The sequence below is a fragment of the Microcoleus sp. T3_A4 genome, from assembly GCF_036700465.1.
Taxonomy (GTDB): domain Bacteria; phylum Cyanobacteriota; class Cyanobacteriia; order Cyanobacteriales; family Microcoleaceae; genus Microcoleus.
Genome location: NZ_JAUBOY010000003.1, coordinates 61,616 through 77,063, shown reverse-complemented (window position 1 = coordinate 77,063; position 15,448 = coordinate 61,616). Strand labels below are relative to the sequence as shown.

General features: G+C 41.8%; 8 protein-coding genes. All 8 read right to left on the bottom strand.

Annotated elements, in window-relative coordinates; genetic code table 11:
- Positions 1-3 precede the first annotated feature (3 nt).
- Complete coding sequence (locus tag QUA07_RS02580) at positions 4-2,190, bottom strand: WD40 repeat domain-containing protein (RefSeq protein WP_333322373.1); 2,187 nt, start codon at positions 2,188-2,190, stop codon at positions 4-6.
- Positions 2,187-4,562 carry a hypothetical protein gene (locus QUA07_RS02575; protein WP_333322371.1) on the bottom strand — a complete coding sequence of 792 codons (2,376 nt, stop codon included), beginning with the start codon at positions 4,560-4,562 and terminating at the stop codon, positions 2,187-2,189. Before QUA07_RS02575 ends, QUA07_RS02580 begins: the two co-directional genes overlap by 4 nt.
- The gene (locus QUA07_RS02570) at positions 4,555-5,943 is read right to left on the bottom strand and encodes a hypothetical protein (RefSeq protein WP_333322369.1); all 1,389 of its coding nucleotides are present in this window, start codon (positions 5,941-5,943) and stop codon (positions 4,555-4,557) included. The genes QUA07_RS02575 and QUA07_RS02570 overlap by 8 nt, the downstream gene beginning before the upstream one ends.
- Before the next feature lie 405 nt (positions 5,944-6,348).
- A complete protein-coding gene (locus QUA07_RS02565) occupies positions 6,349-10,302 on the bottom strand; it encodes an SAV_2336 N-terminal domain-related protein (protein WP_333322366.1) in 3,954 nt (1,317 codons plus the stop codon).
- Positions 10,299-11,345 carry a MoxR family ATPase gene (locus tag QUA07_RS02560; RefSeq protein ID WP_333322364.1) on the bottom strand — a complete coding sequence of 349 codons (1,047 nt, stop codon included), beginning with the start codon at positions 11,343-11,345 and terminating at the stop codon, positions 10,299-10,301. Before QUA07_RS02560 ends, QUA07_RS02565 begins: the two co-directional genes overlap by 4 nt.
- A 23-nt stretch (positions 11,346-11,368) precedes the next feature.
- Positions 11,369-12,907, bottom strand: a complete 1,539-nt coding sequence (locus QUA07_RS02555) for a VMAP-C domain-containing protein (protein WP_333322362.1) — start codon at positions 12,905-12,907, stop codon at positions 11,369-11,371.
- 88 nt (positions 12,908-12,995) lie between these two features.
- Positions 12,996-13,151 carry a hypothetical protein gene (locus QUA07_RS29955; RefSeq protein WP_445305864.1) on the bottom strand — a complete coding sequence of 52 codons (156 nt, stop codon included), beginning with the start codon at positions 13,149-13,151 and terminating at the stop codon, positions 12,996-12,998.
- Positions 13,152-13,235: 84 nt separating this feature from the next.
- Complete coding sequence (locus QUA07_RS02550) at positions 13,236-15,410, bottom strand: GUN4 domain-containing protein (RefSeq protein WP_333322360.1); 2,175 nt, start codon at positions 15,408-15,410, stop codon at positions 13,236-13,238.
- Between the last annotated feature and the right edge of the window lie 38 nt (positions 15,411-15,448).

Here is a 15,448-nt window from a genome sequence, read left to right as displayed (position 1 = left end):
CAATTAGGCCAAACCTTCCAACCGTAAAAAACTTATTTGATCTGAGCGTCCAGCAGCAACAATGGTCACACCATCGGGAGAAATAGCACAGGCATTTACCTCTCCTTCACAGTCAAAGGTTGTAATATCCTCACCACTCTCCAAATCCCAGACTTTTAGGGTTTTATCCCATGAACCGGAAACGACAAATCGCCCATCTGGTGTAATCGCAACTGTCCGCACCCAATAGTAGTGACCAATCAGAGTATTCAATTCAGTTCCACTATTGATATCCCAGACCTTAAGAGTATTGTCATTTGATGCTGAAACTGCTAATTTTCCATTAGGACTAATCGCTACTGCATTTACCCAGTCAGTATGCCCAGTAAGAGTATGCAGTTCAGTTCCACTGTTGATATCCCAGACTTTGAGGGTTTTATCCCGTGAAGCTGAAACAGCGAGTCGTCCATCGGGAGTAATGGCGACTGCCACTGCGGAGTGTCCTTTAAGGATACGAACTTCGCTTCCACTATGGAAATCCCAGACTTTAAGGCTTTTGTTAGTAAACTCAGAAATAACATTTTGACCATCGGTCGTAATCGCAAGTACCTCTCCTAAATAGTACCCAGTCAGAGTACGAAGTTCGTTCCCACTATACAAATCCCATATTTTAATAGTGCGATCGTCTGAAGCGGAAATAACGTGTTGGCAATCAGGAGTAATCACCACTCCATTTACATGATATTGATGTCCAGTTAAAGTACGTATTTCAGTTCCACTTGGTAAATCCCATATTTTGAGAGTACGGTCTTCGGAACTAGAAACAGCCAGTCTTCCATCGGAACTAATGGCGACGGCATTTACCCAGTCTTCATGCCGGCTTTGAGTAACATCTTCGGCATATAAATTCCAGACTTTAATGGTAGTATCGGAGGAAGCAGAAATAGCCCATTGACCATTAGGGGTAATAGCAATTGCATTCACAATTAAGGTATGCCCAGAAAGGGTTCGTAGTTTTTGCCCGGTTTGCAAATCGTAGACTTTAATGGGACTGGCATTTGCACCGCAAATAGCTAGTCTCCCATCTGGAGTAATCGCTACTGAGTGGAAACGATAAGCCTTTTCTATGACAATGGGTATTTCATTTTCACTGCTTAAGTCCCAGACTCTGAGAGTATCATCGTCAGCAGCCGAAACCACCCAATTCCCGTCTGGAGTAATAGCGACTGCTCGTACCGCGCCAGTGTGTCCGGTGAGTATACGCAATTGATTTCCGCTCTGCAAATCCCAAACTCTGAGGGTTTTATCCCATGCGCCAGAAATCGCTAGTTTATCATCAGGAGTGATGGCGACTGCTGTGACTGAACTATTGTGCCCGCTAAGAGTATGAAATACATCGCCACTATCTAAATCCCAGATTTTGAGAGTATGATCTTCTGAACCTGAAACTACTAATTTCCTATCGTGAGTAATAGCAACTGCATTTACCCCATTGGTATGTCCTGTTAAGGTTTTCAATATGCCGCCACTAGATAAATCCCAGACCTTAATAGTTTTATCTAGTGAAGCGGAAACAACTAGCTGCCCATCTGAAGTAATGGCAACTCCCTGTACATAACTACTATGTCCAGTCAAGGTACGCAATTCAACACCACTAAATAAATCCCAGACTTTTAGAGTTTTATCTAGTGAAGCGGAAACAGCTATTTTTCCATCGGGAGTAATAGCCACTGCTTTCACCCAGTCAAGGTGCCCAGTGAGGGTGCGGACTAATGTTCCTTCTGGTGGTGTCAGATTAGATGTTAGGGGACGCAGCCATATATATCCTAGTGATTCTTGTGTTTGAGCAAGCATCGCTTGAATTTCAGGCTTTTTAAAGGACAGCAAACGACCCCAAAGCTGCCCTGCCAGTTGTGCTGGATCATCAGCCAAAACATTGGTGGCTAATTTAATAGCACTTTGAATTAATTTCAGACTTTCCTTTGTTTTTTGATGAATTTGGATGTCTGGATGCAAAGCTAAGTCGTAATCATCAATCAGTGGTTGGGGCGGGAGAGAGAAATTTTTATATTCGATAAATTCGTAGTCAGTCAATAACCCGGATAAATCATCACCGATCACCATTTTTTCCTTACCAGCTTCCGCTAAATGGTAAGGCAAATTCAATACATATTCGGCATCTTCAGGTGAAAGATTGTTGAAATAATTCATAAGTGCGATCGCCTTTCTAATTTTTCCATACCTTCCAAGCGAAGGAAATGTACTCGTCCCGATGCTTCGCCAGCTACAATAGTTGCTCCATCTGGTGCAATAGTACAGCAATTAAAGCGACTATCTCCTGTAAAATTAGCAATCACTTTCTGATTTTCTAAATTCCATACTTTTAGAGTACGATCTGATGAAGCAGAAACTATTAGAGTGCCATCGGCATTAACTGCTAGGTCTTTGATAGTATTTGTATGACTTTTAAGCGTAAAAACTTCTTTTCCTGTAACTATACTCCATACTTTAATAGTATTGTCCCACGAAGCAGATACCACCCAATTTTTATGGGGAATAAAAACTACAGAAGTTACAGCTAGGCAGTGACTTGTTTGACTTTCCTTGATGAAAAAATCCCCTTTACTCAAATATTCCATTCTCATTCGTACTGAATCTTCTGTTGTAAAATCTTGCTCTGCTAAGAATTTTTCTAAATCGGCTGATATATTGTCGCCAATAAAAGTAAATATTTCTTTTCCTGTGTTTAAATTCCATAGCTTGATAGTGCAATCATTTGATGCTGATATTAACTGTTTTCCATCAGGTGTGCAGACAATAGAGTTTATACAATTTAGATGACCTTTAATAGTCAATATATTTACTCTGTTGTCTAAGTTCCATATTTTAATAGTTTTGTCATCAGATGCAGAAATAATATGCCTAAAATCTGGTGTAATCAATAAGGAGTTTACGCTTCCTGTGTGACCTAGTAAAGTAGCAATGTTTTCTTGAGTTTCCAGATTCCACAATTTAATTGTTTTGTCGTAAGAACCGGAAACTAAAATATTTGTATTCGGAATTAAAGCTATAGCCCTTACGAATGAATCATGAGCATTAAGAGTAAATAACTTGTTTTTATTTTTCCAACTATAAATATTAATAGTGTTGTCATGACAAGCGAAAATTACCTGCTTTGAGTGGGATGTTATTGCGACCTTTACGACTGATTGACCATGACTCTCTAGAGAAAGAGATTGTTTGCTAATTCCCAAGCTCCAAATTTTTATATTCATATCTACTGAGCCAGAAATTAAATATTTACCACTGGGAGTTACAGCCAAAGCCCTAACCCAAAAGGTATGACCAATTAAGGTATTTAATTCGACTCCTGTTTGTAAATCCCATATTTTTATAGTGTTATCAGTTGAACCTGAAATTATCTGTTTACCATCGGGAGTAACAATTAGACATATTACAGCACCTTTATGACCAATAAGTGTATTTACTTCCTTTTGTGTTTGTAAATCCCAAATTTTTATCGTTTTATCAAAAGAACCTGAAATGAGTATTTTACCATCTGGAATAATGGCTAAAGTTCCTACTGTTCTAGAATGACCTATCAATGTGTATAGTTCTTCTCCAGAACTAAAATCCCAGGCTTTTATTGTACTATCATTTGCTCCAGCAATTATTTGCTTACCATCGGGAGTTATATCTAAACTTTTAAATGATGATTTATGACCTTTAATAGTTCGTATTTCTTTTTTTTGTTCTAAATTCCAGATTCTGATGGTATTGTCGTCGCTGCTACCAGAAATAACATAATGACCATTTGGAGTTACTGCAACTGCATCTATTTCTCCATTATGACCTTTGAGGGTACAAACTTCATCTCCTAATTCTAGATCCCAGACTTTTATAGTAAAGTCATTTGACGCAGAAATTATCTTCTTCCCATCTCGCGTTATTGCCAAACTTAATACCGCTCTCTTGTCACCTGTTACTGCATGATTATGACCTTTCAATAATCCTATTTGTGTTCCTGATTCTATATCCCAGAGCTTTATTTCATTATCGATAGCGCCCGAGATAAAGTTTTTCCCATCGGGAGTTATTGCCAACGCCTGTAAAGCACCTGTATGTCCATCTATTGTCCTTAATAGTGGCCCATGTGGGTGTGTCAGGCTTGCTATTAATGGACATAGCCAAGGTAATTTTTTTTCTCCTCGGGCTTGTTTAAGCATTTCCTGAATTACTGGCAGTTTGTAAGCAAGTAAGCGCCCTAGTAAATGTCCAGATAGTTGCGTTGGCTCCTTAAACAAAATATTTGCTGACAGCCGAATTGCACCTTGAATTAATCTCAAGCTTTCTTTTTTATCTTCAGGTATATGGATTTCAGGTGCTAAAGCAAATTCGTAATCATCAATCAGCGGCTGTGGTGCTAACCCCGAAACTTTATATTCAATAAACTCAAACTCTGTTAACAATTCACACAATTCATCTGCCATAGCAGCTTCTTTCCTAGAAGCTGCCGCTAGGTGATAAGGTAAATCCAAGCCATATTCCACATCTTCAGGCGAACGATTATCAAACTCACTCACGGCGACGACGATTTTTCCACTTATTTAACTGGTCTTTGGCAATTAGTAGATGAATACCTGGAATTGTCAGCCCAGTTTTATCCAAAATATCCTTACGATGGAGAAAATCCCGGAAACTGGAATGGTAGACACTATAGCGTCTTGAATTGTCCTTAAGCAACTCGTGTAAAAACTGTTCCCACTCATTCAATACAGTCTGTACTGTACGAGTATCCTCCCCAGAAAAATCACAAATTTGCTGGCGAGAAACAGGCTGCTTCACCTCTCCTAGAATGTAAACAATTTTAATTTTAGCATCGGGCAAGGGATTCGCTGTTATTTCCATGCGCCGCCAGTGAAAGTCATAGTAGCCTTGCAGACCTTGAGGGAAGCTTTCAAGGCTCAAGTCCTTATATAATCCCTTTTCAATATCCAGTAGCACGTAGTGCAAGTACATGAAATTGTTTTCACTTTTATCGGCTATTTTGTCAGTGAATATAATAATTGTTTCTTGGCGTTCCTCAATAATCTGCTGCCGTAGATTCTCACTGTCATTAACCCGGTTCTGGATGTATAGGCGCACATCACGCTGGCTATCAATCTGATAGTCCAGCAGATTGATAATCTGATTTGGTGCGTAGGTTGTCAACGGCACTTCGACACCCCGTCGTCTAGTTATGATGAAATACACCCCATCAGGCAAATGAGGCGGTAGGTATAAGATATTTGCATCCCTGTAACTGCCTGAGTCAACTTCATCCAAAGCATCAACAGCTATTACTACAGGTTGACCATTCCTTCTTTGGGCTACTTCGTCCAACAAGTGCCCCAGAAACTCTCCATCTTGCGTCGCATTGAATGGTAAAGGGTCATAAGGGAGTTGGTAGCGGGCAACCAGTTGCTTGCAGACACTTTCCAAGAATTGGTCTGCCCGATTTGGCCCTTGCAGTTGGACGTTGAAATGAGCGATGCACTCCGTATCCTGCACGTACTTAGCAAGAATTGCGCTTTTGCCCTGTCCGGGGTCGCCAATAATAGTGAAGTAGCCTTTTTTGTTTTCTTGTATGAAGGTTTGTATGGCATCAAACACGTATTCGCGTCCAACGAAGCCTTCTGTTTTATCTTGAATCAGCGACTGAAATTGACTGAGAACGGTTGATGGTTTTTGGATGGCGCGGATGAGGGCTTGTATTGCTTCTTCGTTTAGTTCTAGGTAAGTACGATCACCTATCTGTATTCCTTGCCCCTGTCCGATGTTGACGTTATACTTGCCGAGTTGGGTGCTAGCTTGACGATTATCGCCCGCACTCAATACCTGACACAAAAAAGCAATATCTTTTTCAGTCTGCTTATTAGTAGCAATCCGGCTAATAATACCACTTAGCTCATCAGGATCGATCATTTTTCAGGCTCTCCATACTTGTTCTATACCAATAGACAAATCGATAACGGTTCGTGAGGGTAAACTACTCATTTTTTTAAACTGACTCGATACAGAAATTACCTTACATCTTCGTCCTCTTCATACAGAAAAGCAATCTGCTGAAACAGTGATATCGCTATAGAGATAGGGGTTGATGGTTTGGAATTCTCTTTATTATAGAGAAATTGTTGAGAATTAGCAACGCGGCGATCGCTACATCAAGAACTCAGCATATCAAAAGGGCGATCGCGATCGACATTTTTCTGATTTAGGAAATCGGCAATACTCGCATTGTTCTCCGGTGCGTTGAATCACGACGCGACGCAGAGTGGCTGGTACATAACTCATATGGTGTATTTGATAGAATAAAGTTTATCGCATAAATTAATACTCATCCACAAACTGAGGATGAACCCACAGAAATTCGCGGCGTCTGTTCTGCACCCGCACCAAGCCACCAAAGCCAGGATCTTTTGCTTTTAGCAGGGCGTGTAATTCTCGCAAAATCGAGCCTTGGGCGCGGATGGCTGCTTCGCCCTGTTGCCAATCAGGGGCATCACTTTCGGTAGACAAGTTAGTCGTTAAATCACTTCCTTTCAAGGTAGACTCGATGCTTTTTTGTCCTAAATCGAGTTCTTCTTCAATACCTTTGTAGGTTGCCTCATCTAGCCTTAGCTTGGTTGCGAAGGCTGCGACTGGTAAGACTAGACTAAGGGTTCCTGTCAAAATTTTGAGATAGGGGGCTGCTTTGGTAAACCATTCGCGCGACACTTCCAATTCATAAACTCCCTTCTTTTTGTCGTTAGGATTTAAGGCGGGAAGCGGTTGACGAGAGTGTTCGCACCAGAGGGTAATTTGCAATTTTGTACTTATCCATTTTGGGCTATCCCAAGGATTCGGAGCGACGGGCTTGAAACTGAACAGGCGCGGGCCATCTTTCGCTTCATTAGTGAACATTTGCATCAGTGACGCAAATTCCTCATCGACTTTGCTGAGAATGATCCGCTGATCCTGAGACAATGACTGAAAGCGTTCTTCACTTCGACGATCGAATATCGCTAAATCTTTGCGGATAATTTCTAGCTCGTCTTTGACACTATTTCGGAACTGCTGAATGCCGATTTCTTGCGATGGGGGTTGAGTAGTCGGCGCGTTATTTAGCAGACGATCGATGTTTTGCCATTCACCACAACCTGAAATGGAACATGGATACTCATGACGATTCTTCTTTTTGCTTTCAATTAGTTTCTCTACTTCAAATAGCGCGTTTCCCGGCGCATTCATACCGCAGGGCGTAATGCAGGGAACCATTATATTACATCGCAATCCTTCCCAGAAATTCTCGACTAGCCATTTAATCTCTTCCATAAGATAAGACAAAAACCGTTCTGGATAAGCTGCCCGCACGGTAATTTTTACATCAGTCTTAACATATTCCAGCAATGCCCGACCGTTGTAGTCGTTGTCAAGCATCAAACCCCGTTGCCAATGGATACTTTTTTCGTAATTACGTCGCCCCAGTGAGTATTTGTGCAAGCGCACAATCAACTGGTAAAACAATCCTTCTGCTACTGCAAATTGTCCTTGATTGTCCACAATCCGGCAGATTTGCACTTGTTGTCTGTCTCCCGCTTCGGGTTGCTCTCCCCAATTGGGCAATTCCGGGCGTGTATCGCGTACACGTTGAGCAATCAAGCTGGTATTGCTGGGTTTAGCTGGGTTGATTACCACCTGGTAGGACAAATCGAAGCGTTCCATCAGCTTGAGAAAGATGGGATGTAGTTCTTGCGGGTAGCCGTCCTCGCCTGGAAACGGGGGATTACTCCATAATTCGCCCAGATGCTCAAAATCTACTAAACCGTTGCGACGGCGTGTCAATTCATCATCGAGTACGAAGCTGATTGCCTTTGCTAGCCAGTCGGGTTTGAGGATGACGATATCCCGCAGTATTGGATCGTAATCGTAATGGATCAAATACCCCAACCTATGGGAAATGCGAAGGAAAAGTTCTGCTTGTTCTTTATCGATTCCGTGTTGAGCGCAGATGGCAAGGACATCATTGTCGGGCAGATAGGCTTTGTCGTTTGTCTGCAAGATTTCCCGCACTCGCTGCCACTTGGCGGGAACAGAACGTCCCATTTCGGGAAGAGATGCGGCGACACTAGCAATCTTTGCTTTTAATTCTGCCAGCCCGGTGCAGGAGTTCTGAAGGTCAGGTTTGCTGTTTACATGGAAGAAACCAAGCACCGTATCGCTCCCGAATTGATCCTGAATTTCCTGTCTGTCAATGTCCGGTTGTCCCTGTCCAGGGCCGCCGTGGGTTGCGACTACTAGCACCTTGGCATCTGGTTCCCGATGCTTGATCAGGGTAATCCACTCTTTGACAAAGCCCTGCTGGGGGCCTTCCCGCGGCTTCCACACCACCAGATACACGGCTGGTGCACTGAAAAACAACTGGTGCGTGGGTCGATAAATCGGTTGACCGCCAAAATCCCAACCATTGAGTGATATCTCTGTGCCACTGTCGGGATCGGTGACGATAACTGGCTTAATTTCAATGCCGTGAGTGGTAGGACGACTTTCTAGCCATTCATCCTCCCGCAATGCTGCTAGCAAAGAACTTTTGCCTACCTCGCCTTCACCAATTATAATCAGCTTGGCTTCGTTGAGCGTCACTTGTTCCTCTACCTTCGCCTGCATATACTCATAATTGTGTAATTCCAATTCCTCTGCAACTTTCACATACTCCCCACCTAAACGCCTCAACACCTGAGCCGTAACTGTTGCAAAATAGCCAACACCTCCAGCAATCTCACTATCCCTAACCTGTTGCGGATTCTTCAAAACAGCAGCAAAGTCCTCCAAGGATAACCCCGCTTTCCTCGCCACATATTTCGACACCTCATTCATCACATTCAACACATATCCTAAAGGAACCGAATCAACCAATAACTCCCGCACCCCATCCATAAACTCGTACTGAACATAATCAGGATTCGTCTCTGCATTAATCTCAGATAATGGCTTTAACAATCCGCCTAAAAATATCTCAGCCACATGAACCTGTTGAGACTCTTTTAACAAGGTCTTCTGAATTAATCGCACAATGGGTAAACTGATCCTAGGTGCAGCCGCCAATAATCCCGCCAATTTACGCGCCATTGGTGAAGCCGTCACCCGAAACGCCTGAACGCGCTGTTCCGCACTCTGTTGACCATAATTCAAATTAAATAACTCTCTTTCTTTATTAACAGGAATTGGATCTAACTTAAATACATATCCCAATGTCCAAATACCCCCCTTTCCTGACAACATTTGCGCCCAAGTCGCCACCTTATCCGGTTCTAAAGTAAATACAGGAACTTTAACCCCCCGCGTCTCCTCCAATTCATCCCACAAAGACACTTCCTTGGCGATTAATTTCTGGTTAAAATCCCCAGGATTCAACCCTTGTAACCGTACTTCTGAAGCCCTTCCCAAAGCGGTTCTCTTCCACAACCACTTAGGAAGCATTTGCACAATTGCCATAGAACCTTGTTTTGCCCAGATTTCTAACGTAGTTGTCACCTTCCCATCGCGCCATAGGGATGATACACAATCACTCACCACCAACACCAAACAACGACCGCTGGGGTCAATTAATTCCGCTGGACTACGGGGAGATTGATTTTTAGCCGTTGCGCCGATGCCCCGACGAATCTGCACTTGTTCGAGATTATCCGCAATCAATCCCCAAACCCGCACATCTCGGAAAATCCCATAGTTTTTCAGTAACCGTTCCAATTCCCTGATAGTATGTCGCCAAATCTGCATCGAAATTCCCTCATCTACCACCAATTCCAGGTCTAACCAAGGTTCTAGGGTTGGTCTTAATACAGGTAGCCAAAACCCTTCATTAGCAATTCGTTGAGTAGTAGCAGATTCATCTAAAACCAAGGTTGTGCCAGAGGGAATACGACGCATCAAAGGTTTTAATGCCCGGGCTAGGGTTAGAGGTTCGCGCAAAGAAGGGGCATCAGGGACTTTAAAAGATAATTCTGATTTGAAAAGAGTTTCTTGTTGATTTCGAGGATAAATGCCCGCTTTTTGTTCCTGTGGTGACTGTTTTGATGCGGTTTCCCGTGAGTTTGAAGTTTTAGTTTTTATCTCTGGCAATGTTTCCCCCTCTAGCTCCTTGCTTTTTAAGGAGTGCTGGGAGACATCATTTTTTAACTTCTGGGTAGCAGTTGATTCAGATTGAGATTCTTGTATTTGCAGTGCCAGCCAAATCGTATCAGCAATCTCTTCGGCTGATAAGTCCAGTTCCTTACTAAGTGCAGTAATTAAAGTATCAATCATCTGTCCTCCGCACTGGTTAAGTATTTCATCAAAACATCAACCAAATCTTTTTCATCGGCTTTTTCTGGCTTAAACTCACGAGTAACCATATAAATCGCATTCAGCAGTTGATCGGTGGCAATATCACCTCCCTCTCGTAATTCTATAAATTTCTCGATTAAATTCTCTATTTTACCTTCATCCTGCGTCAACACATCATTACCCAAATGTGCTTTGACAATATCCTTCAACGCTTTGGCATCAGGGTCATAGGGCATATTTAACCGCAGGCAACGCCTGAGAAAAGCAGGCGGAAAATCCCGTTCACCGTTGTTAGTCAAGATAATCAAGGGAAAATTCTGACAGCCCACTCGCCCATTAATAATGGGAACATCTATGCCATCATAGGTGCGAACTTCTACTCGATTTACTTCTTTAGCAATCCGAGATAATTCTGGTATTTCAAATTCTCCCTCTTCAAATAAATTAAGTAAATCGTTGGGTAAATTAATATCACTTTTGTCTATTTCATCAATTAACAAAACACGGGGACGGCGGGAAGGAAGCAGGGCTGTACCCAAAGCCCCAAGCTGAATGTAGCGACCAATATCTTTACTTTCATCCTTCATTTGCACATCTTGGAGACGTGCGATCGCATCATAACGATACAATCCTTCCTGTAAAGTAGAACGAGCGGTAATATACCAAGGCAATACAGTCCCCAACCTCAATTCGTAAGCCACTGCATAAGCTAAAGAAGTTTTCCCCGTTCCTGGCTTTCCTGTCACTAACAAAGGTCGTCTTAAATACAGGGCAGCATTGACCATATTAATCACACTATTGCGAGCGCTGCTATTATCGGTATGAATTCTAAAACTTTGCCCTCTTTCCTTATTCCTGGTATTGTCATCTAAACCTTGACAATATTTTTGCCAGCGTTGTTCAATTTCTCGAACTATTGAATCCTCTGCCGTGATAAATTTACGCCAACTAGGAGGTTCAGGAAGACGATTAATATCATCATGAGGTTCGTTATTGCCTTTAAAAATTTTCCAGTCTGTCATATGTTTGAATTTCCAATCTTTTGTTATTGTACGGGCGAGTTCAACTCAAGCATTGCATCAGGAGTTAAACGATAAGGATTTTCCCAAAGAAGAGCTAAATGATGCCCTAAATGTTCCTCTGTTTGAGCATTATCAGCCTCTTCCCTATTGCGTCTAACTGATTCACTTAAATTACATAATGGTTTAAAAGTTAAGATGTCATTGATCGCTGTTACTTGATCCAAATTAGCAATATCAGCTCTTGTCCAAATAGCAATAGGCGTTGTTGCTGCTAAAATAGCTTTAAATAAATCTTTCGTGATAAATTTAGAATGACTACAAGTAACTTTCAGTCCAATTTTTTCTTTTAACTTACTGGTCAATAACTTGCAGTTAAAACTTTCCATTTCTTGAAGATGTTCAAAAATTTCTTGGGTAGGCTCATTCTGTAAAATCTCCCTAACCTTATCCCAAGATTGATACCATTGAGACAAATAAGAATACAAATACCTACGGTTGAGACGTTCTATCGATCTCAGTCGAACTGGATACCTAATTCCTAAAGTAATGTCATCTACAATTGGGTCAGTAATTTTCCAGCGATCTATCTCCATACACATTAAATGGCAGGGCAAGAAAATTTCTATGGTTAAGTTATACTTTCTGTTTATAAGATACCTAAGAGCTTTTTCGAGAAACTTGTTAATTTCTGTAGGAATTTGAGTCAATTTACATAATTTTCCGGCCTGTTCTTCATTCTGGTCAAGCAGGGACTGAAACTTTGATAAGTCTTGTACCAAATCATCAATAATTAACCACGCATTTAGCAAGAATTTATCATCACCATCGCCAGGATTAAGTGTAGCAATAAGATATGATTTAACTGGTCCTAATTGCTTACAAGAAAAATCGGTTGCTGATTTATTATTATGATTCTCTGGATGGTTTTTTGACGCTAATTGGTTGGCGATTCGTTCTCGATCTTTTATAGGTAGATTTTGGTCTTGGCTTAAGCGTTCTAAAAACTGGAAAAGCTGTCTAGATTCCTCCATGTTTTTTAAAAATGCTTTGATATTATTTCCTGCTAAATCAGGCATATCGGCATTGGGAGGTGATAAATCCCATACATCCGCATCGGCCGGTAAGGAATCTTGATACGCTTTTTGAATGCTTTCTAAGGGGATACCAGAAAAATCTAAATCTTGAAATGATTCTTGAGAAAAGTTACTCAATTTACTGTCTTGAATGAGCAAGTGAATAAATGTGCAATTTTTATAAATATTCCGTTTATCAATATCTCTTCCTGCTGCATCTCCACCCTGAGTATTTTGATGAATACCACTTGTTTCTTGAATGACTTTAACTAAGGCTTCCATTGCTTCCTTATCCCACTGTTGATAGATGCGATCGCCGATGTGAATTTCTTTTCCTTCCGTAATATTGACATTGTACTTACCTAGTTGGATAGACAGTTGGCGCTCGCCAGCCAGCAGCCACTGGCGTAAAATGGTCTTATCCTCATCGGTTTGCTGTCCCTTTTCAACCCGATTCAGAATCTGATTGATATCTTCAGAAAGTGTCATTTGATATCTTTGTGTATGTATGAGTTGTATGAGTTAGCATTTTGGTATTGAAAACTGCTTCAGCAAAACTTTATTGAGGCTTTCTGCATCAACATCTTGGTAAATGCGCTCGCCAACCTGAATATCTTACCCCCTGTCCTAGATTGATGGTATACTTACCACTCTGAGACACAATCAGATTACCACCGCTGAGCCACTGTCCCAGGACGGCAATATCAGCCTTACTTTGCTGGTGGTTGGCAATACGATCTCAAGTCTAGCTCATCACGAACACTCATTATATTGTAAAAAGTTTTCTAACTCCAGGTTGTTAAGTCTATTTGGGAACTCATAGGTTGGAACAAGCAGCCAGTAACGAAAAGAGCTTAGCAACCTTCAACTCTTCTAGTCTTTTTCCTTTCCACCAAGCCTGATCGTGAGATAATTCATACTCCAAATCTCTTTTAAACTCTTCCTTATCAACCCTGTCACCAATAAAAGAGCCAGTAAATGCCATAAAATCTGCAAGAAGCTGCTTTTGCCAATCCTGTTGTACTATCATTTTAGCGCCAGTTCGTAAACCAACTACAAAAGCATCTAAAGCTGCATTATCCAGTGTGACAACCTGCACGATACCCCAAGGAAGATGACCGTCTGGTGCATTGGCAGGAGTATGAATAACTTGGCTAGCAGAAATCCAAGTGTTTTGGATGCACCACCCTACGCGATCGCCAAATACTTGAGGATTTTTTTCACATTCGTTGAAGATCCGCTTTTGAACGCTGAACCCAAAACGTCGATCGCTGTACTGCAACCATAAATTATCGATGATTTGCAGAACTGGGCAAGGGAAGTTTTGGATTTGTTCATCGCTAAGCCAGCCTTCTTTTTCTGCATTGGCTGCCTTCAGTACAATAATTCTAGTCGTATCATTTGCCTCTCGCCATCTTCCTGCTGCTAGTAAGTTTTTTAAGCGTGTGCACTCTTCTCGAAGTAGAGCGTTTAGTACAATTTCCCGAATTACTCCAACATCAGGATCTTGGTAAATACGATCTCCTATCTGAATACTCGGACCCTCACCAATATTAACATTATATTTACCTAACTGTACTATCTTCCGATCCGCATCATCTATTGACCTATCGATTAGTTCTTTGGCAAGCCATTTATGATTCGCTATCTGGGTTGCTTTTTCCTTCCATAGACCAGCTTCTGTTAAGTGAATACTTAAATGCCTTGCAGCATAGCCCTGATGTTTTTTATAACTATCTTCTTCCCTAAAAGCTAAGTAGTATTCAACTAAGCGACGATGAGTTGCTTTACTCTCAACTTTTTCTTGAAGAAAGTTAGCGAAAGATTGGTGGATAAGCCGCCAAGTTTCCCTATTATTGTGCTGTTCTTTATTTAAGAATCTTCGCCAAACTTGTAATGCTCGATCTCGAATTTCATCAGGCTGGCGATCTACATGATCCGCAAACCATTCCACGCTGACAGGTTCGAGTGCGACACCCAATAATTCAATAACAGGACGGTACAAACGACTCCACTCATCCCAGCCTTCCTTACAGCGAACTGCTTCCATCCCTGCCCAAAACTGAGCATAATAACTTGTCAGCCCTTGGGGAAGCTTGTTCAAATTTAAAGGAGTGAAGCCAGCCTCGCCACTGGTGATGCTATCCATAACATATTCTAGGTACATAAAATTGCCTTGGCTGGCTTCTTGCAATTTAGCAATAAACTGATTCTGTGTGACAGTTGGTGTAGCATTTTCCAATACCTCACGAATCTCAGGACGCTTTACTTGGAGGGGTAGATACAATTCGATGTCTCTCTGCTGTAGCGGATCGTCCCATGTAATTATTTGTTCCTCTACCCGCACACCAGGATCTGTTGTGAGCAGATAATCTCCAGGACGGTGAGTGAGAATTACATACACGCCCTTTGGCAAATTCTTTGGCAAGTAAAGCCAGTTGCAAGCAGGGGGTGGTACATCAGCTTCATCAATTGCATCTATAACTACTACAACAGGTAAGCCTTCAGGGTTACTGGCTGCTTCTTTTAACCTTCCATAAAACCAGTCAGATGTTTTGCCTGCCCCCATAGGTAAAAACATATGAGGGAGGGTGTAGCGGGCAATAAGCTGAGTGCTAAGAATGTTGAGTATTCTTTCGGGCTGGGTACGGTTTTCGTTAGCACTAACAAAACAAGCTGGCGCTCGATAGCGCTTGGTTAATTCTGCGGCGATCGCGGTTTTACCCAAACCAGCATCGGCAATCAGACGAAAGTATCCACAGGAGTTATTTTGAATAAAATCGGCGACCTTTTCAAAAATAAAGCCTCGACCAACTAATCGTTGAGTTACCCTAGCAATTAAGTCAGAAAAATCAGCCCAGTCTTCTTGTCTAACTGAAAGGACAGTCCCGTTTGTCAGCTTGATTTGCACATTGCCACTAGCCGTAACAACCGTACTGTTTTGCACGTAACCCCAGAAAGTGGAATTTACTTCCTTTGCGCGATCGTTCATTCTTTAGCTTATTGCCTCACTGAGTTATTTAAAGAAAG

Coding starts and splice junctions, on each gene's coding strand:
- QUA07_RS02580 (WP_333322373.1), bottom strand. CDS start 2,190: ATGAATTATTTCAACAATCTTTCACCTGAAGATGCCGAATATGTATTG.
- QUA07_RS02570 (WP_333322369.1), bottom strand. CDS start 5,943: ATGATCGATCCTGATGAGCTAAGTGGTATTATTAGCCGGATTGCTACT.
- QUA07_RS02565 (WP_333322366.1), bottom strand. CDS start 10,302: ATGATTGATACTTTAATTACTGCACTTAGTAAGGAACTGGACTTATCA.
- QUA07_RS02560 (WP_333322364.1), bottom strand. CDS start 11,345: ATGACAGACTGGAAAATTTTTAAAGGCAATAACGAACCTCATGATGAT.
- QUA07_RS02555 (WP_333322362.1), bottom strand. CDS start 12,907: ATGACACTTTCTGAAGATATCAATCAGATTCTGAATCGGGTTGAAAAG.
- QUA07_RS02550 (WP_333322360.1), bottom strand. CDS start 15,410: ATGAACGATCGCGCAAAGGAAGTAAATTCCACTTTCTGGGGTTACGTG.